The sequence below is a fragment of the Paenibacillus sp. G34 genome (genome assembly GCF_056856875.1).
Genome location: NZ_CM166469.1, coordinates 1,186,368 through 1,203,826 on the forward strand (window position 1 = coordinate 1,186,368; position 17,459 = coordinate 1,203,826).

Below are 17,459 nucleotides of genomic sequence, written 5' to 3' on the forward strand. Positions count from 1 at the left end.
TTGGACATGGGAAAGTATGTATCGGTTAGAGGTTGGTTGGAGTGTGATGAGAATACAGTTAGCGAAGTGAAAAAGATAAGGGATGACTTCACAGCGAGTTCTAATGAAGGTTTACTAGATGAGGATAAATTGGCAATTTACCAGTCGGGCTGGACATTCCCGGAGAAGCAAATTAACTGGACAGCTTATGTATTTTATGGGGCAGATGTCAGAGAGTATCATCTTGATTTTATGAGGAAACAGCTTTCGGAGATGGCTAACATTCAAGATGTAACAGGATATTTTTTGATCGATGATCATGATGGAGATTATCATTGGTGCTGGCAGATATATGAGAATAAGATTGTTGAGAGTGAACAGCAGAATATCGTCTTCAACAAATAAATAAGTTTAAATCAAAGGCCCGCCTCAACTTCTAGTAGAGAAGTGATGGGCTGTTTTCGTTTGGAGGTAATGAAGGAATGGCATCCGCTTTTGTGTTAGTAGAAGAGAACAGTAATATACCGATAGCTCGTTTGGTGAGAGATATACAACAAGCCTGTAGGGAAGCGAGATTACATATCGTTTCTGGAATACAAGATGTAGATTCAGAACAGAACTTGAAACATGGTGCCTTTGGTATTTCATTTTCAGAGCAACAAGTATCAGACCTTGATACGGTAAATAATACGATTAGAGTCGATGTATATGATGAGCCTGTTCCATATCAATACATAGAATTGGAATGGAGAGAGGACGGGCGGGTATATTTTAACACGCTTATGATCGATGAGGTTTATCAAAATGAAGAGATCACCCTAATCTTTCTGTATCATTTCCTCGTAAAACATCCACAGATGGTGGTTTGGATGGAGGAAGACCGGGTCTATACATTGTCTGATCTGGAGGATGCTTTGAAAACTTCAAATTTATCTGATTGGTGTTATATGAATCCGGATTCCTTATAGATAACCAGAATTTTTGAATAAGTCCAACTAACTCTTAAGCCGCAAGAAGCTCGCAATCAGGATTATCTGAATATGGGTCAGTGAATGAGAAGACGAAAAGTGAAATCAAAAATCCGATTATCGATATGCCCATGTCCAAGTGGAGCGGAAGAAAGGGAAGTGTAACTCGGTTAGACGTGTTCTCGCTGAATGTAGAAGTGGAGGATGCCGAAGAAAAGGAAGTATTATATCGCTGGACAAGGTAAATATGTCTGTATCGGTTACATGTGAATTTTGAGCAAGGACAGTAACAGGGTGCATATTAAATTTTATATCTAATGATCAATGGACCACTTTCGTTACAGAAGGTGGTCCTTTTTTTCAAAAAAAACAATCGCTTGTATATGGATTTAAAAACCATAATAATATATTTTATTGAATATTTTTTCATAAATAGTGTAACTTTGTAATGCTTTGTGTTGTTAGTTCAATAACAAAAAGAAAGAGGTTGGATTTTTGGTGGTCTCAAAAACGAATATTCCATAGGTTATAAAGAAACACGAGCTACAAATGAAGCTGTAGGTGCTTCCACTAAAGCAACAGTACCAGCTAAAAAATGGGGCTATATTGATATGTTTTATGCGGGAACTCAAAATGGAGGCGGATTAACCTACTATACCTATAGTACTGCCAACCCGAATAAAAAAGCGTACAATACTATTACTATCAATGCAAAAGTTTATCCATCAGATGATTTGGACATTCATTCGAAGTCTTGGTCTCAAATAATCCAATTACGTATTCAAAGGGGATCGTAAGATCCCCTTTCTTCATAAAAGGAGCAGGAGTGATAATTAATGAAAAATGCCAAAGTGATCTTTACCGCATGGATATTAACGGCTTGTATATTGGGAGGATGTAGTAGCGATATTCAAGCGAACAAAGAGGAAAGTACACCATCAACTAACATTGATATGACAACAACCAATAATGAAGATAAGTACACAGAGTATAGAGATCAATTTTATACCTTCAAAGAAAATTTTGATCCATCACCACAGTTCAAACTCATTTCTCCAGATGACTATATCGCTGCAGGAACGGTATCTTTCCCAGACAGTGTAACCATAGATAAAGAGAAAACAGATGCATTAACCTCTGAAGTTCCTACCAAATACGACCTTTTTTACAAATCCCAAAAATCTAACATGATTATTAAAGTCAACTTCATCTATCTGGATGGTGTTGAGTTCAAAGAAGAATCTGAATTTATTACCATCAATACGATCTCACAAGCCAGAAATGAGAATGTCATTGAAGAGTATCACGATCTGGAAAGACCCATGATTGACGAGTACTTTCTTAGATATAAAAACAAGTTGATCGTAATTAACTTTGTTGAGCAGGTAGAATATCAATCGAAAGCACAATATCAGAAAAAGACAACCAGTTATGTAGAAGAGCAATTGAAATTTTATGAACTATTTGAGCAGGCACTCAAAAAAAGTTTCTAAACAGAAGTAGTAAACTGTCAAGCAAGTGTAATTTTGAATTGGAAATGTCAAGGGCTGTGTCCCCCTTGTAATGCTGATAGAAGTCTCTAGTTTTCTAATCTTTAGTTCAACTTATATAGAATAGAACATTCAAATAAAAACCAGACCACGCACCCTTTAGAGTATGTAGTCTGGTTTCTATTTTTCATATCTTGTTCTCCATAACCGATAAAAATAAACGGCAATGAGTATAAACGTAGGTATGATTACGGGTTGAATTAAGTTGCCAATAGGCATGGAACTCATAAGCGAAATGACGTAACTAAGTACTGCAAAGCCAACAAACAGTGCTAGATTCCCAATGAAAAATTGGTTGACAGGTTTCTTCTGATACCGCACCATGACAACACTCATTGCAAGCACAACTATAATGAGGAACACCGATTCTGAGAGGGTTGTCCATCTTCCGAGCTGGCTAATGGAGTCAACATCATTTTGTGTAATGTTAGTCTCAGAAAGCCACTGTTGAGCATGGCTTAACCGGGTATTCTCTAAAATCACATACATGCTGTAACTGATAAGCAATAGAAACGTGTACATAAGTAAAAAGAGTGAGGGAAGTTTATTACTTTTGGTTTGCATATAAGATCACCTCTCTACTTGTGTATAACTGAAATTTCTGTTTTTAAGGGTGTAGCACGAAGGATACGCGTTCATAGTATAAGTATGAGAGTTTCAAGCAGAATTACTTGTGTTGGACTACAGGTATAACCCTAACATATACAATTCCCATATGATACCTAATAAGTGAAATAGGTGTATATTAATACGAAAGGGCTAGGAAAAAAGAATCGAATCTATTAGACCTTTACATAACTATGAATTTTAAATGCAAAGGGATTGTGATTGAATAGTAAGTGATACAATCATAGAAAGTATAGATAACTGAAATGAGGATTGGAGTGGCGACCACACTCTACTTCTTCCCAGCTGGAACCATCGTTTTAGCCATGCGAAGCAGCTCTTCATCGGGAATATTGCCTTTCGCTGATCTCAGCACGTAATGATAAGCATACTTGGTTTTTGGATCTTCATATACCCATATGAGCTCTGATGATCCGCCGCCATACTTCCGCTGGATGACATCCTGCCCGTTAATTTTAATCTTATGACTGGTGACTTTCAGGCTATCTTGATACGAGGCAGTGACTGTACCGGTGTCCTGACTGTTCAGAATGGTCAGAGCAACTTCCTTTTTACCGCTGGTGTAAATCAGGGTGGTGAGCCAGAACTCGTCCGTAAAAGGAACGGGCATCAAGGCGTAGTCTTTTCCTGAAGCCTGCGCTTCCAGGAGAAGTTTGGCGGCGATGTCTTGTTTCTCTGTCTCCGAGAGCTTGTTGAGGTCCATTCCATGCTCCATATGCACGCTTGCTTTTTGGAACGTATAGTTTTCCTTTCCCTTGCCAGCAATCTTTTTAGCTAGAGGTTGACCTGGAACTTTAACCATTTTTTGTAGCGTGGTGAAACTTTTAATAATATGAGAATTGGCCTTGAGGTAGAGTTCCTGATTCGGATTGTTAGGCGCGATGTAGATAATCGCTGCTTCACCTGGTTTAATCTGATCCACCCAGATGTTATTCATGAGACGAATTCTTTTGTCATCATCTTCGGTACGTTCAGAGACTGTGTGGGTCATTGGTTTTTCTTGAAAAAGCACATCTCCGTTACCGTTGGTCAGAGAATGATACTTCACGGCAGCAAATCCGGTCGACGCGGTTAACAATAAACCTAGAGTAAGCAGTAAACTAACTTTGTATTTCACAAAAAATCTCTCCTTTGGTTTTGGCTCTACTTCGAGATAAATCTGGCTCATGATTCGGTGATGCAGTGCAGTATCTACGGGTTCGACTCTTTGAAATCGGGATTTCAGGTCGTGCCCGAGTTCCAAGTGCTCCAATGGCCTTTCCCTCCTGACTCAGGATCAGATAACATTTTGTCCTTCCCCCTTCTTACACTTGGTATAACGGAACGGTGTACTGAAGATGTGACAATTTAATTATTAAATATTGTAATTTATGGTTTTATTTTTTTAATTCAAAAAAATAGAAGAAAGGCTTATCATGCTTCAAAGGATTGAAGTGGATAAGCCTTTTTTTTCATATAACATGGATGGATAAGATTAATTCTTGGATGCCGGAATAAGTGTCTCGGCAATATGGATTAATTCTTCTGGAGGAACGACCCCTTCACGAACACCAAGTGTGTAGTGGTATGCATACTTGGTTTCAGGCTCCTGATACACCCACATTAATTCTGTAACATCCCCCCCGTATGTGCGCGCAATCACGTCCTGTCCGTGTATCTTGAGTTTACGGCTGGTGGTATTCAGATTCTCGTCATAAGAAGCAATCAGTGGTCCGGTATCCTTGCTGTTCATCACGCTTAGTGAAATTTCATTTATACCGCTGGTATAAGTGATGGAAGATAGCTGGAATTCATCGGTGAATGCAACCGGCATGAGCGCATAATCTTTCCCGGCAGATTGAGCTTGAAGGCGCAGCTTGCGGACCAAGACATCCTTTTTTTCATCCGAAAGCTCATATAGGTCCTGCTCATATTCCATATACACGCTGGCTTTCTGGAAAGCATAGGTACGTGAAGCTCCCGAGAGCTCTTGATGCAGCGGTATGCCCGGGACATGAACCATCTGGTTTAATTCCCCAAAGCTATCGATCATGAACGGGTTTGACTTGATATCAAACTGATGATGTGGATTATTCGGCACGACATAGATCAGTGCAGCTTTTCCCGGTTCAATCTCATTCACCCAGATTTCATTCATGCGATGAATTCGTTCCTGCTCTTCCGCATCAAGCTTATATGTATAATCAGCAGACAGTGGTTTTTCTTCGAAAAGCACATCCCCATTGTCGTTGAATAACGACTGATACTTTATTGCCGCAAAGCCGGTGGATACGGTCAGCAGCAGCCCAACGAGGAGAAGCACACCGACACGATGTTTAACGAAGAAGCGTTCTTTTGGGACGAATTCCTGGTTAATCTCATGCATGACTCGCTTTTGCAGGGTCTGGTCAAGCGGTTCAACCTTTTGAAACAGTGCTTTCAGGTCTTGTCCGGGATCGTTGGGACTCATTTGGCTTTTCCTCCTCTTGACTGACGTAGTTCTTTCTGAATTTAGCAGCAGCTCGTTGAAATTTTTTGCGAAGGTAGGCCGCATTCTGATTGAGAATAAGACTGATATCATGGTAGCTTTTATCCTCGACACAGCGCAGAATCAGCAGGCTTCGTTCTTCTGCGGACAGCGCGGCAAGGGCGTGTAAGACAGCCGGATTATAATATTTGTGATCAATCGCTTGATCGACATGATTGTTCTCCCGGTCATTTTTGTACAGAAAAGGCAGTAATCTCGTGACCTTGCGCTTGCGAAGCATATCAATAGAATGATTGTAGGCAATACGATACAGCCAGGCTTCAAAAGGCCGGTCAGGCTGATAGGTGTGCAGTCCGCGATACGCTTTCAGGAATACCTCTTGGCTGCAGTCCTCCGCCTCTCCATAGTCCCCCAGCATGTGGTAACAGTAATTGAAAATAAATTTCTCACAGCGGATGACGATCTGGGCGTACTTCTCTTTATTTCCTTGCAACACATCTGTGATAATCTGATGAATTGGTTCTTCCAAGTGATTCCCCCCTCACATATAGTATGACGGAACGAGGAGGGCGAAATGTGACAGGTGCGATAAGGAAAAGTTAAGGAATGATCTTTTTTGTTACAATACTGCTTCTCTTACATCCAATTTTGATACCAAACTGAAACAACATATAACAGCTAATCAAGATATAATGCATATAACTGGAAAAACACCCCACTAATGGGGTGCCCGTTTTACGATATCAAAAGTTGGTTGAATACGATAAACCGAAGGTTGAGATGTTATAGCTTTTTCCATGTACTGTTCCTGAACCATTGCGGATAGCTGTTCTGCGGGCGATGGGATCAGAGCCGTTAACGCCTTTCAATACGGAGAAGAGACGATCTTTATCCGGATATCGCGTCGTTTCGCCACTGTTTCTCCATGCTTTTTCGAGAGAGGTGATCTCGGCAATAATCGAACTTTCTCCAGAAAAGCTCCATGACTGAACGGCATGGTCGAACAGAAAAGCCAGTCCTTGCGTGCTTATAATTCCAAATTTTCCAGCGAAGCTAACTGCACGATCTAAATAGCTTTGGGCATATTTGCGTTGAAGTGACTGATTAGCGGATTTGGCTCCCATAGCTTCAAAAAGGGTTTTCCACTCGGATACGACATTACCACCACTTGTTGATATGCTATCACCCCAAGCGATTTGTTGAGATTTTGTTTTGTTATTCACAACATCTTTTAGTGTAGCTGCTTTGGAAGCACCAAAGACTGCTTTGAACTCAGTTTCGTTGTTCTGAATGTACTCCTTCAAAAGAGGTTGAAGTGTCCCCTGTCCAAAATTGTACTGAATGATCCCAAAGGATAACCCCTGTCCATCAAAATTACCTGTAACATTTGAATAATCCTTGTTTCCTTCGAAAAATCCTGTGTTTCTCAACAATTTGTCTTTTAAACTGTCTGTAAGTGCCATATTGCTTCATCTCCTTATGTTTGGGAATACTCATAAAGCGAATGAAGTAGGCTATAAAACAACCTGAAATGAGGAAATAAATTATGAGAAAATATGTAACCTTTTTTTTACTCTTGCTCATGATTGGATCTGGAAGTCTAGTATGGCTCTATATAAATCATGTTTCTGCTAAGCCGGTTAGCGAAGTAACAAGCCATGAAGCGGGAGACGTTGGGACTGCTGCGTATTCCCTGCCGGATGAGATTGAAATCAAAAAAGAGGGAAAGTCCCTAAAATTACCCCTTGCTGATATTCCTCAGTACAAAAATTATTTATTGCAAGAAGAAGATCTGCAGGACGAGATTGCTCGTACACGATTCACTGCGTTGGATGTACCCATTCCGGAAAAGATTAATTTGCTCCAATATAGTTGTGGAAACAAAGAGTGCTCTACCATTTTGGTGAAATCAAGTAGTGAGAAGAATCAGAGTTTAAACCTACCTACTGGGATATTTCAAGACTATAAGCTTTCCCCCGACAATACGAAGGTATTGATGCGTTATGCCTATGATGAGGGAGGATTGGTAAGGAAACAAATTGTTGTTGCGATCGATCTTCATTCATTCACATTGATTGGGTATTCATCACCTAAACTTGAAGAGCAGTTCATGTTAATGCCAACTTGGCCTGTCATTTCTTATGATTGGAAGGATGCCAATCACTTTACAATTGAAACGGCAGCATTAGAAACAAATGAGTACGATATTTTAGAAAAATGGTTTTCATCTGATGATCGAACAACTAAAGAGGTAACGATCAAACTGGATACTTCTAAGAAATTCAATGGATATCCTGGCGTAGAGTAACCAATGTTTGAGGAATAACATGAATAGTTATCATTCATATGAGGGTAACTGTTTTTAATAGAGTAAGACATCGACCATGTGGTTGATGTCTTCTTTTTGTTTAACTTAATCACAGAACATAGTATTTAATTTAAAGAAATGTACGCATTGGAAAAAAATATAGTATAATAAATAGGAACAAATGTTCCCTTTGCGGTTGTTTTTTTTGTCATTAAACACTCCTTCTTATATATCAAGAATATAGGAGGCAAACAAAATGAGTATTTTAGGGAAAGCGGCGTATGATTACAAAGTAGATAAAGTCTATTCGAAATTTGAGGAGTACAGAAATCAAAATCCTGAATTATTCTGTAATCAGGTTATCGTGAATTTTTTTAAGCAGGAGAATAACCAGAATTTATTGTTGGGTTCTATGAGGGGAGAGAATGACAAAAAAGAGGCGCTGAATGAGTCTTTCCGCAGGTACTTTTTTCAAATTCGGTTTATCGCCTATATCACTTCTTCGTTGCAGTTTATGAGTATTGATCAGATGCGACGTAATCAGCGCTATGCTGCTCGAAACGTACTGATCTATGATAAACCTTCCTCCGATGATTCAATTGTGTGTATCGGTGAGATAAAGAGTACCTACCAGAGTTCTTTTGATACTGCCCAACCAGATGAGCATTCGATGTTTCTAAAGGGAAATTTTACAGATGAACATGTGGAGTCTGCATACCGGAAATTAACGGATAAACAAAAGCATGTAACAACGTTATATTATGGTTTTGGTTACCGTGATCACGAAATTGCTACTAAACTTCAGGTCAGTCAGCAGGCTGTAGCGAAGACAAGAAATACCGCTTTAAAAAAAATGAAAACGACGATGTTGGGGGAGGGATCATAAATGGAGAGTAGTTTAATTACAACTTTCATAGCTGGCATTGGTCAGGTTGGATTTCCTATTATGATAACATTGTATTTGTTTACCCGTTTCGAGAAAAAACTGGACCAGCTCTCAGCAAACATCGGTACACTAATAGAAGTTATTAAAGCGGTGATTAAAGATGAATCAAGATAAACTTAATTTCTATGATGCAGTTCAAAGAGCACAAAGTGGGGACAAGGAAAGTTTGCTTCATATTATTGACGCTTTTCAACCAATCATCCAGCGGATGAGATACCAGGTTAGCCCCCAAGAACGCGATGATTTGTCACAGAGTATTGTTGAAGGACTAATGATCAAAATTTTGAATTATAAGTTGAAGGATATGCCTACATATTCAGAGTTCTGCAGACAGCTGCTGGGTAACGGGTGAAAGTGTATGAGCATATCTTCTTAAAAGGATTCTGGACTGCTCCTGAGGTTCGATATCGGTATAGCAGGAAAGGCATATCACATGGGACTACTCCCTGTTATAGCGGTATGCCTTTGGACTCTATCGTACTCCCATTTATTCGATCAATCGGATAGCTGTTTAACTGCATCATGAATCTGACCTTCGAACATCACTCGATCCGGATCATCTGGAGCCTTGTATCAAAGATCACTTTCATAAGAGTTATTTAGTAATTTTAGTATTACATCTGGAATTCGAAATAATTGCTTAAAAGCCTTTGGTGGGGAACAATATAATTTAATCTGGGAAATCCCCATAGCAATACTTCTACTATAATTATTCGTTTATAGAGTGAATACATAAATCAGCAAAATAATAATGTGTTTCTATGAAACTAAACCCGTTGTGATCACGTTTACCACAATAGAGAGGTTGACAATCGAAACAGAAGGGAGGACATGGTATGAAAAAATGGATACTGTTCGCTACAGCAATATGTGTTGTGACCATAGCTGGTGCAATGTATGCTTCAGCCACACAAGTCAGTGCAGCGGCGTCCGAACCAGCCTACACTTTAACCGTGAACGGCAAAGCGATTCAGACAAGTAAGCCCGAACTGATGCCTTTCGAGCATAAAGGAACCGTCTTGGTGCCTTTGCGTGCGACGGCAGAATCTCTGGGATACAAGGTCAGCTGGATGGTAGCGGATAAGGCTATTCGTGTGGAAGATAGCATCCAGTCCGTTGTCGTAAAGGATGGAAGCACACAAGCCAAGTTTACGGGCAAGTTGAAAGTCATCAATCTGACTCAGGATGTAGAGTTGGCTGTACCCGTTCAATCCAGGAAAGGCGTAACGTATGTGCCTGCGTCATTCTTTGAACCTTTTTTCAACGAGGTGATTGTAAAAGAGGGGAACGTGTCCATCTCGGCGCAAATGTCGAGCATTCAATAAGATGAAGTGAATGACAATCGATGTGATTAGCTACGGTGCGGGTTGATGTATGCGGGCAGAGTCCACCACACGATATAACACAACGAAACGAAACAGCCTAAATCATTTCGGCCCGTAGATTACTCACGTTAATTACTGTAATCCGTATGTATATAACTACAGCTTTTCAACGAAAATATGGAAGAAAATACACCATCAAGATTCATATTCCATATCTCGTTCAAGTTAGGGATAACGCATTTTTACAAATGGACACATGTTTCAAAAAACGCTTCCAAAATTTCAATTCTGCCCTACCTTTTCGGCCCAGAAGCTGAGATAATGGGGATGGCTAATCCGATGAAGGATTTTAGACGACATAAGGGATAGCGGTTACATGCCGCTTGCATATGAAATGGGAGGAATAGAGATGACCACACAGGTAACAGAACTCATTCAATCAAAACAGGGACAGGCTTTGCTTGCACAAATGTACGGACCACAGCATGTAGAGGAGCAGGGTGCCCGTTACGAGAAGCTGGACGCTTCGTTCCGTGAGCATTTTGGTGAGCAGGAGAAAATGCATCTATTCAGTTCCCCGGGCCGCAGTGAGATCGGCGGTAATCATACGGATCATAACCATGGTAAAGTGCTGGCGGGAAGCATTACGCTGGACACGATTGCCGTGGCTGTGCCAACAGGCGATAACGTAATTACATTCTATTCTGAGGGATACGACAAAAAGTATGTGATCAACCTTGCGGACTTGAAACCTAATACGGAAGATGACGGTACTACCGGATTGATTCGTGGTATGGCTGCAGGCTTTGTAGAGCTTGGTTTCAACATCGGCGGATTCAAAGCGGATATCTCCAGTAACGTATTTGCGGCTTCGGGCGTAAGTTCTTCTGCATCTTTCGAAATGTTGATCTGTACGATTCTGAACCATTTCTATAACGATGGCAAGCTGGATGTCGTGACGTTGGCTAAAATCGGACAGTATGCCGAAAATCACTACTGGAACAAACCGTCCGGCCTGCTGGATCAGATGGCTTGTGCATATGGCGGTTTGATCTCGATTGATTTTGCAAATCCGGCTGAACCTGCGATTGAGCCTGTGGAGTGGAATTTCCAAGAAAACGGATATTCCCTGGTCATCGTGAATACAGGTGGCAACCATGCCGACCTGACAGAAGATTATGCTTCTGTACCTAACGAGATGAAAGCTGTTGCGAAAGCGCTTGGCGCTGAATACGTGCGTGAAATCTCAGAAGAAGATATTTATGCAAAATTGCCAGCGATTCGTGAAGCAGCAGGAGACCGTGCGGTATTGCGTGCATTGCACTTCCTGGCTGAGAACAAACGTGTGGATGGACAGGTATCCGCTCTGCGCGAAGGACGTTTTGCTGATTTCTTGTCATTGATCACTGCATCAGGTAACTCTTCATGGAAATGGCTGCAAAACGTGTATCAGGGCGGGGCTTCCCGTGAACAAGAGATCTCCGTGGCGCTTGCCTTAACCGAGAACTACCTGAGCAACCTTGGCGATGGCGCATGTCGTGTGCATGGTGGTGGATTCGCAGGTGTTATTCTGGCGATTGTGCCAAACGAGAAGGCTGAAGAGTATATGAACTGGATGCGAGGTATGCTGGATACACCAGTCATTGTCGTTAACGTGCGTCAGCACGGATCGATCTGCTTGAATTCGGAATTGAAATAATCAGGTTGGTTAGAGTTATATAAAGATAGAATAAAATAAAAGCGGACTTGGGTAGGGTATTGATATTCCTTCCGAGTCCGCTTTTATTTTAGATTGAGATCCACCCATAGCCTCATGTTGAAACGATGGTTAAGATTGACTCTGCTCTTGCAGGAATCGAATCGACAATATGTTTATATTTATATTGATGAATGCTGTACTTAATTCTCTGGTACATTTCGCATTTTGGAGGCAAACAGGAAGCAGGCTACGATGTAAACCCCACTTAGTAATAGATAAGGCAATTGTAGCGAGAACAGGCGGTCGAAAAAGGTTTCGCTTACGCGAACGAGTAATCCGCCAAGCAAAGTGCCGATAGCGCTAATACCAAACGACAGGAAACGGAATACACTGCCTACACGCCCGAGTAGTTCATTCGGGACGGAGCGCTGTAGAATCGACGAACGAACTACGTTGTAGACAACGATGAAGAAGGCTGCGCAAAAGTACAAACCACCAACCACATAGGCATTGGACGTCAGACCAACACCTCCATAGAGCAGGCCCATGGACAAGATGGACAAAAGGATTAATTGCTTGGAACTCCAGCGTTTTCGCATATAAGCTACAGCTTGACTACCCAGGATACTACCGATGGTTGCAATGGAGATCAGTATGCCAAATGCATACGCTTCCAACTGTAATACTTCACGTACAAAGAAAATTTGGGTCACCAGAATCATGGAGAACATTAACGTGATGGTCACTGACAAGATGGCTAGGCCGCGAAGAAACCGATCTTGAAACACATACTGTATGCCGGACCACATCTCACGTTTCCAATTTTTCATCGGACGGGTTTTCGGCTCCGATTCATCCGGAGTCGTTTGTTTTGCAGCTCCCGCCGATGCATCTTCAGCTTGCGATTCTTGGGATTTCGTCGCAGGTTTGAAGCTACCACGTAAACCCATAATGAGTAGCAGTGAGATGAGAGCCGTTAGGGTGTCGATGGCAAAAGGGTAGACGATATGCATCGTAATAATAAATCCGCCGAGGGCTACGCCCAGAATATCACTGGTGATCAGCTGACCAGCTGTAAATTGGCCGTTGGCTTTTTCCAGCCTTTTCTCATCCACAATCTGAGGAATAATCGTCTGTACGGTGCTGTCAAAGACAACGCGGCTTAGACCAATCCCAAACATAAACAAGGCAAGCAGCGGTATACTGATCCACCCTCCCCAGATACAGATCGTTAGCATGAATAGAAACATCATACGTGTAAAGCTGGCTCCGACCAGCATATGTTTGCGTGAATATCGGTCAATGAGCACGCCAACTGGCAAGCTGAAAATAAGCCAGGGCAGACGCAAGGCTGTCATCGTAATGGATGCATATAATGTATCCGTTGTCAGGGTGGAGACAAGCCAAGGTACAGCAGCAAGAGTTAATCCGTCCCCTAGAAAAGTAAGGGAGAAGGCACCGAACAGCTTGGAGTAGTTATGTTTCGTAGATTTTGATTCGATTTTCATTCGTTCCTCCGTTTCGTAGTTGAATGTTGAATTGGAATAATATAAATGTATGATAATGTAAACTGGATTTCAATCCTGAATTTGTAAACCGATTGCATATCATGTTGATAGAATATTTAGTAAAACAGCAAACTTGGCCGTCTTTTACAGTGTTATTTAATGTAGTGGAAAGCATTGTATTGAGGAGGGGAATTGGTGAATACATCGAACGGAAAGACAAGTCAGGAAGAGGCTCGTTTATACGAGGAACTTCGCTTTGCATTGGGAGACGTGCCGCAAGGGAAAGAACGGGAGCAAGTGATGCAGCGAATGATTCGGCAGTTAAAGTCCGCCAACTGGCGCAATGGACGTTTGAATGGCCTCAAGGAGTATTGGAGGGAAGCTAGGCCAGTTAAGTTATGGATCTGGATTGCCGCTGGAGCAATGGTTCCTGTTGTATTTTTCTGCTTATTTATCTGGGCATCCCTTTGGGTGGAGTGAAGCGCAAGACGTGGTCGATGAAGAAGTATCGATAGAGCACGTGTAAAGATGCAATGGATATTAGTATTTTGGTAACAACGTCCTATGAATAAATCAAATAAAGTAGGTTTAGATTAGGATGTTCATAATGACCATTTACTCATTTACGGGCGTTGTTATACACGATATGTATTAGATGATCTATAATGATTCTACTTCTTTGGAAAATGCAGGATAGATGCAATCCCATACGTTTATACCAAAAAGAGCCTGATCAAATATCCGGCTCTTACGTAAGGGGAAGCTGGTAGACATTATTCTATTTAGAGGGTTTGATCTCCTCAGGTACTGAACCGGTTTTTACCGTATACGTATCATAATCAACCATCGCAAAGATTTCCTGATCTTCGTGGCCTTGTACATACCCTGTCAGTGAAACAGTATGAGACAGATCCGCGGGGATGAACTTATGATCTGTAAACACAACGTCAATGCCGTAGGTTTCCTTGAAATAAACCAAGCTTACTTCCTCAGCCTTTTGGATAATCTCCTTTTTTTCGGTGGGCGTGCAACCACAAATTAGGGTGAGACTCATGATAGAGAGGAGTAGCCAGAAGTAAGGACGAGAACGATAAGAGTACATCTCTAGCATCAGCTTCCTGTTATAAATTTCAGAACCTCTTAAAGTTTGAATAGAATGTTTACTTGATTTTCTTATCTAAAAGTTCTTTGGGTACAACAGCTGTTTGTACCTCAAACGTATCGTAATCAATAAGTATACTGATCGATACTTCTTTATTAGCTGTAACATATCCACTCAAATTCAGATTGTGACTAAGATCCTTAGGCATAAATTTATGATCTGTGAAATGTACTTCTGTATTGTAATGGTCAATGAAATATTGATGTCCCACTTGTGTGGCTTTTTCAATAACTTGCTCTTGATTGGGAACTGTATTACATCCACCGACTATAAAGGCCAAGATGATTAATAAAGTTGATATATATTGAATTTTTTTAAAAATATTGTTCAGCCCCCTATATATGTGAACTTGACACTTAATAATATACTTGAACTTTTGGAATCAGTAAACACAGGAAGGAGAAGCTTATGGATACATATATCAGTGATAAAACGTATAAGGAGATTTCGGAGCTTGCTTATCTTAATATGAAGGCAGGAGATTACCCGGATACAGTTGACTCGGGGAACTGGCAAGTGATTGAACCGGATGGAGCCAAACTCCATCGAAGATCTGGATTTGATGCTGTCGTTTTGAAGAATGATCATACAGACCAGATTGTTATAGGTTATCGTGGAACAGAACCGACAGGCAAGCTAACAGATAAGGCAGCGGATTGGGAAACAGATGTCTTCGATGTTCTAGGTGGTAGAACAAGAAGACTTGAAGATGCAGTGACCGACCCGGAACGTTATAACATTTTTAAGAATAGTCCATTTAAAGCTATAGTGGATAATGAACGATGGGAGAACAATCAGTTTCACCAAGCTGAGGAACTATATGAGGTAGTACAGAAGACATATCCGGACTCCGATATTACGGTTACAGGTCATTCTCTTGGTGGTGGCTTAGCACAATATGTTGCCGCTCGGAATGATGTATCGGGGATGACCTATAGTGCACCAAGTGTGATGAATCTGCTGGATGATGCAAGTATTGCCAAGGTTAACGAAGGATACTTCGATAACAAAATACTTAATGTTGTTCATCCCAATGACTCTGTAGGTGCGGGCGGATTAAGTGAGTATGACAGACATGTCGGTGTTACCGTATATAAAGGGCAAGATTTCGAGACGGCCAATGCGATGTACCAAGATTGGAAACTCCAATTACAGCTGAAGATCCCGTTTCAACCTCTGGGGGCTGGTTCTCCAATGCTGGTGCATGATTTAAAACTCGGTTTTGATCTGGATAAACTGCAAATGGGCAACATTGTCAGACTCATGGATTCCTTTTCCAAAGATGAGGGGAAGGGGTATCACTCCATGAAACAATATCGTTTTGATGAACAAGGGAATTTGATCGGTCCATTAATTGATCGGAAAACAGGTGCTACCCTGGATATCTCTCCAAGATGGACTGCACGCCAAGAGGCTCTTGCTGCCTTCTCTAAAATCACCTCAGGAGCAGTAGGCACACTGATAACAGCTATGGTTGGGAATCAAGGGGGACTAGGTGGAGGGAAGATACAATTAACACCGGAAGAGTTAGCACAGTCTGCTCGTGAGATGAGAATGAGTCTAACTGGTTTTTCCAGTGATGCGCAAGCTTCGATTCAGATGTTTCAGACGCATATTTCCACAAGCGAAAGTCAGTCTTTCACCCCAATTGCGTATAACGCGACAGCGACTCTACAACGGATCAATCGTTGGTATCAGGAATCCATTAGTGAGATTGCAGATTACATTGAGCGTAAGCGAGAAGATTTTGTCATTGCAGACCAGCAGTAAAGAACAAGGCATCTTATTCAGACTAACAGGAGGAAGGACATGGGCAGAATTTCCGTATCCTTATCAGACTTAAGAAGAGCAGTTCAGCAATGTGAGCAGTTACAACAACGCCTTATGCAGCAGGAGCAGAAAATGCGAACGATCCATGGAAGATTACAGCAGGATTGGGTTGGTACTTCGGCAACAGAGCTGACCTACAAAATGCAATCCTTCGTAGAAGGAGCCTCCACTAAACTTGCCGAACTTGAAGCCCATAAAGAGGAACTTAAACGATATATTCGGAAAATGGAGGAAGCAGATCGGGAGGATCGCAAAGCAAGACGCATGTCTCACTAATTTTGAATACGGCGAATAACGAGAAAATAGTTAGAATCGGGAAGCGAGAAGCCCCGAGTCTAACTATTTATATTTATAATATATATGTGGCAGGCTTGAGAGAACGAGGCGGGCTGTTACTTATTCATCACCTTGACCTGACCTTGAACATATTCATGGTAGTCACGAAAACTGTTGATGTGTTGCAGGGCATCTGTTTTCGCAGACTGGATTTTAATTTTTCCGGCCGGAGGATTGTTTTTCATTTCGGTGACTGCATTTTTGGAGCCCTCAATATCTCCTGACATCTCCTGAATTCGTTGTAACAAAGCAGGGTGGCCTTCATATTGGAGCATCTCGGCGAGTGGTCTCATCTCTTCAAGTTTTTGACTTGAACGCTCCAGCGTTGTCATGACCTGATCGTGATCGCCATCCGTGTTGACGCTCAGAGAAACCATGCGATGGATATGATCCTTCTCCATTCTTTCCAGAGCTTCCAGGTGAGAAGCTTCTAACCGTTTGGGATCTCCCCAGCTTCGGGTTTGTTGTTCGTTCGGGTTCGTTTGCTCGGCAGTAGGCATGTTATTGCTGTTGTTGCCGTTACCGCATCCCCAAACTAGAGATGTACATGCCAGGATCGCTCCAATAGCAACGATGCGTTTTAAACTCATGTTGTCACTCCTTCAATAATTTCCTGAAGGTAGTATGAGCTATTTTTTCCAAAAACATGCCTGATTTTTAAGGGTACGTCCCTATTCGGAATGATTAGGACGTAACAAGGCAGAATTTTGATTCTCGTTACTCGATTACGAGTGATGGACTATTATTGGAAGTG

The 17,459-nt window shown here is 41.5% G+C and carries 22 protein-coding genes; 13 read left to right on the forward strand and 9 right to left on the reverse strand.

The window, feature by feature from the left end; translation table 11 throughout:
- The first annotated feature begins 6 nt into the window (after positions 1-6).
- The 4 genes from AC1VYS_RS05230 (at position 7) to AC1VYS_RS05245 (ending at position 2,440) form a co-directional block, all read left to right on the forward strand.
- Complete coding sequence (locus AC1VYS_RS05230; protein WP_482913307.1) at positions 7-384, forward strand: hypothetical protein; 378 nt, start codon at positions 7-9, stop codon at positions 382-384.
- Between the two features lie 77 nt (positions 385-461).
- Positions 462-947 carry a hypothetical protein gene (locus AC1VYS_RS05235; RefSeq protein ID WP_482913308.1) on the forward strand — a complete coding sequence of 162 codons (486 nt, stop codon included), beginning with the start codon at positions 462-464 and terminating at the stop codon, positions 945-947.
- 80 nt (positions 948-1,027) lie between these two features.
- Positions 1,028-1,192, forward strand: coding sequence for a hypothetical protein (locus AC1VYS_RS05240; protein WP_482913309.1), 165 nt, complete (start codon positions 1,028-1,030; stop codon positions 1,190-1,192).
- A 591-nt stretch (positions 1,193-1,783) separates the two neighbouring features.
- The gene (locus AC1VYS_RS05245) at positions 1,784-2,440 is read left to right on the forward strand and encodes a hypothetical protein (RefSeq protein ID WP_482913310.1); all 657 of its coding nucleotides are present in this window, start codon (positions 1,784-1,786) and stop codon (positions 2,438-2,440) included.
- Positions 2,441-2,617: 177 nt separating this feature from the next.
- Here AC1VYS_RS05245 and AC1VYS_RS05250 read toward each other — a convergent pair whose 3' ends face one another.
- From AC1VYS_RS05250 to AC1VYS_RS05270, 5 genes are all read right to left on the reverse strand, one after another.
- The gene (locus AC1VYS_RS05250; protein WP_482913311.1) at positions 2,618-3,061 is read right to left on the reverse strand and encodes a hypothetical protein; all 444 of its coding nucleotides are present in this window, start codon (positions 3,059-3,061) and stop codon (positions 2,618-2,620) included.
- Positions 3,062-3,395: 334 nt separating this feature from the next.
- On the reverse strand, positions 3,396-4,292 hold the full coding sequence (locus AC1VYS_RS05255) for a DUF4367 domain-containing protein (RefSeq protein ID WP_482913312.1): 897 nt from the start codon (positions 4,290-4,292) through the stop codon (positions 3,396-3,398).
- A 306-nt stretch (positions 4,293-4,598) separates the two neighbouring features.
- A complete protein-coding gene (locus AC1VYS_RS05260) occupies positions 4,599-5,573 on the reverse strand; it encodes a DUF4367 domain-containing protein (RefSeq protein ID WP_482913313.1) in 975 nt (324 codons plus the stop codon).
- Positions 5,521-6,120: an RNA polymerase sigma factor gene (locus AC1VYS_RS05265; RefSeq protein WP_482913314.1), complete on the reverse strand. Its 600-nt coding sequence runs from the start codon at positions 6,118-6,120 to the stop codon at positions 5,521-5,523. The genes AC1VYS_RS05260 and AC1VYS_RS05265 overlap by 53 nt, the downstream gene beginning before the upstream one ends.
- Positions 6,121-6,334: 214 nt before the next feature.
- Positions 6,335-7,054: a lysozyme family protein gene (locus AC1VYS_RS05270; RefSeq protein ID WP_482913315.1), complete on the reverse strand. Its 720-nt coding sequence runs from the start codon at positions 7,052-7,054 to the stop codon at positions 6,335-6,337.
- Between the two features lie 83 nt (positions 7,055-7,137).
- On the opposite strand from AC1VYS_RS05270, the gene AC1VYS_RS05275 reads away from it, so the two are divergent.
- From AC1VYS_RS05275 to AC1VYS_RS05300, 6 genes are all read left to right on the forward strand, one after another.
- The gene (locus AC1VYS_RS05275) at positions 7,138-7,899 is read left to right on the forward strand and encodes a hypothetical protein (RefSeq protein WP_482913316.1); all 762 of its coding nucleotides are present in this window, start codon (positions 7,138-7,140) and stop codon (positions 7,897-7,899) included.
- Between the two features lie 256 nt (positions 7,900-8,155).
- Entirely contained in the window at positions 8,156-8,785 is a 630-nt protein-coding gene (locus AC1VYS_RS05280) for a sigma-70 family RNA polymerase sigma factor (RefSeq protein ID WP_482913317.1), read from the forward strand.
- Positions 8,786-8,959: a YvrJ family protein gene (locus AC1VYS_RS05285; RefSeq protein WP_482913318.1), complete on the forward strand. Its 174-nt coding sequence runs from the start codon at positions 8,786-8,788 to the stop codon at positions 8,957-8,959.
- Positions 8,946-9,197, forward strand: a complete 252-nt coding sequence (locus AC1VYS_RS05290) for a helix-turn-helix domain-containing protein (protein WP_482913319.1) — start codon at positions 8,946-8,948, stop codon at positions 9,195-9,197. Before AC1VYS_RS05285 ends, AC1VYS_RS05290 begins: the two co-directional genes overlap by 14 nt.
- Before the next feature lie 484 nt (positions 9,198-9,681).
- The gene (locus AC1VYS_RS05295) at positions 9,682-10,170 is read left to right on the forward strand and encodes a stalk domain-containing protein (RefSeq protein WP_482913320.1); all 489 of its coding nucleotides are present in this window, start codon (positions 9,682-9,684) and stop codon (positions 10,168-10,170) included.
- Between the two features lie 409 nt (positions 10,171-10,579).
- Positions 10,580-11,869 (forward strand): galactokinase, encoded by a 1,290-nt coding sequence (locus tag AC1VYS_RS05300; protein WP_482913321.1) that lies wholly within the window; start codon positions 10,580-10,582, stop codon positions 11,867-11,869.
- A gap of 200 nt (positions 11,870-12,069) precedes the next feature.
- On the opposite strand, the gene AC1VYS_RS05305 is transcribed toward AC1VYS_RS05300, so the two are convergent.
- Positions 12,070-13,377: an MFS transporter gene (locus tag AC1VYS_RS05305; protein WP_482913322.1), complete on the reverse strand. Its 1,308-nt coding sequence runs from the start codon at positions 13,375-13,377 to the stop codon at positions 12,070-12,072.
- Between the two features lie 195 nt (positions 13,378-13,572).
- Here AC1VYS_RS05305 and AC1VYS_RS05310 point away from each other — a divergent pair, with 195 nt between their 5' ends.
- Positions 13,573-13,857 carry a hypothetical protein gene (locus tag AC1VYS_RS05310; RefSeq protein WP_482913323.1) on the forward strand — a complete coding sequence of 95 codons (285 nt, stop codon included), beginning with the start codon at positions 13,573-13,575 and terminating at the stop codon, positions 13,855-13,857.
- 298 nt (positions 13,858-14,155) lie between these two features.
- Here AC1VYS_RS05310 and AC1VYS_RS05315 read toward each other — a convergent pair whose 3' ends face one another.
- Entirely contained in the window at positions 14,156-14,356 is a 201-nt protein-coding gene (locus AC1VYS_RS05315; RefSeq protein WP_482913324.1) for a hypothetical protein, read from the reverse strand.
- 181 nt (positions 14,357-14,537) lie between these two features.
- Positions 14,538-14,819 (reverse strand): hypothetical protein, encoded by a 282-nt coding sequence (locus tag AC1VYS_RS05320; protein WP_482913325.1) that lies wholly within the window; start codon positions 14,817-14,819, stop codon positions 14,538-14,540.
- Between the two features lie 128 nt (positions 14,820-14,947).
- Between AC1VYS_RS05320 and AC1VYS_RS05325 the strand changes: the two genes are divergently transcribed.
- Together AC1VYS_RS05325 and AC1VYS_RS05330 are read left to right on the forward strand one after the other, a co-directional pair.
- Positions 14,948-16,309: a lipase family protein gene (locus AC1VYS_RS05325; RefSeq protein WP_482913326.1), complete on the forward strand. Its 1,362-nt coding sequence runs from the start codon at positions 14,948-14,950 to the stop codon at positions 16,307-16,309.
- Between the two features lie 39 nt (positions 16,310-16,348).
- Entirely contained in the window at positions 16,349-16,645 is a 297-nt protein-coding gene (locus AC1VYS_RS05330) for a WXG100 family type VII secretion target (RefSeq protein ID WP_482913327.1), read from the forward strand.
- Between the two features lie 116 nt (positions 16,646-16,761).
- Here AC1VYS_RS05330 and AC1VYS_RS05335 read toward each other — a convergent pair whose 3' ends face one another.
- Positions 16,762-17,295 carry a hypothetical protein gene (locus AC1VYS_RS05335; RefSeq protein WP_482913328.1) on the reverse strand — a complete coding sequence of 178 codons (534 nt, stop codon included), beginning with the start codon at positions 17,293-17,295 and terminating at the stop codon, positions 16,762-16,764.
- Positions 17,296-17,459: the final 164 nt, after the last annotated feature.

Bases quoted from the DNA above. Each gene is read 5' to 3' on its own strand.
- AC1VYS_RS05230 (WP_482913307.1), top strand. From the start codon at position 7: ATGGGAAAGTATGTATCGGTTAGAGGTTGGTTGGAGTGTGATGAGAAT.
- AC1VYS_RS05235 (WP_482913308.1), top strand. From the start codon at position 462: ATGGCATCCGCTTTTGTGTTAGTAGAAGAGAACAGTAATATACCGATA.
- AC1VYS_RS05245 (WP_482913310.1), top strand. From the start codon at position 1,784: ATGAAAAATGCCAAAGTGATCTTTACCGCATGGATATTAACGGCTTGT.
- AC1VYS_RS05250 (WP_482913311.1), bottom strand. From the start codon at position 3,061: ATGCAAACCAAAAGTAATAAACTTCCCTCACTCTTTTTACTTATGTAC.
- AC1VYS_RS05255 (WP_482913312.1), bottom strand. From the start codon at position 4,292: ATGAGCCAGATTTATCTCGAAGTAGAGCCAAAACCAAAGGAGAGATTT.
- AC1VYS_RS05260 (WP_482913313.1), bottom strand. From the start codon at position 5,573: ATGAGTCCCAACGATCCCGGACAAGACCTGAAAGCACTGTTTCAAAAG.
- AC1VYS_RS05270 (WP_482913315.1), bottom strand. From the start codon at position 7,054: ATGGCACTTACAGACAGTTTAAAAGACAAATTGTTGAGAAACACAGGA.
- AC1VYS_RS05275 (WP_482913316.1), top strand. From the start codon at position 7,138: ATGAGAAAATATGTAACCTTTTTTTTACTCTTGCTCATGATTGGATCT.
- AC1VYS_RS05280 (WP_482913317.1), top strand. From the start codon at position 8,156: ATGAGTATTTTAGGGAAAGCGGCGTATGATTACAAAGTAGATAAAGTC.
- AC1VYS_RS05285 (WP_482913318.1), top strand. From the start codon at position 8,786: ATGGAGAGTAGTTTAATTACAACTTTCATAGCTGGCATTGGTCAGGTT.
- AC1VYS_RS05290 (WP_482913319.1), top strand. From the start codon at position 8,946: ATGAATCAAGATAAACTTAATTTCTATGATGCAGTTCAAAGAGCACAA.
- AC1VYS_RS05295 (WP_482913320.1), top strand. From the start codon at position 9,682: ATGAAAAAATGGATACTGTTCGCTACAGCAATATGTGTTGTGACCATA.
- AC1VYS_RS05300 (WP_482913321.1), top strand. From the start codon at position 10,580: ATGACCACACAGGTAACAGAACTCATTCAATCAAAACAGGGACAGGCT.
- AC1VYS_RS05305 (WP_482913322.1), bottom strand. From the start codon at position 13,377: ATGAAAATCGAATCAAAATCTACGAAACATAACTACTCCAAGCTGTTC.
- AC1VYS_RS05325 (WP_482913326.1), top strand. From the start codon at position 14,948: ATGGATACATATATCAGTGATAAAACGTATAAGGAGATTTCGGAGCTT.
- AC1VYS_RS05330 (WP_482913327.1), top strand. From the start codon at position 16,349: ATGGGCAGAATTTCCGTATCCTTATCAGACTTAAGAAGAGCAGTTCAG.
- AC1VYS_RS05335 (WP_482913328.1), bottom strand. From the start codon at position 17,295: ATGAGTTTAAAACGCATCGTTGCTATTGGAGCGATCCTGGCATGTACA.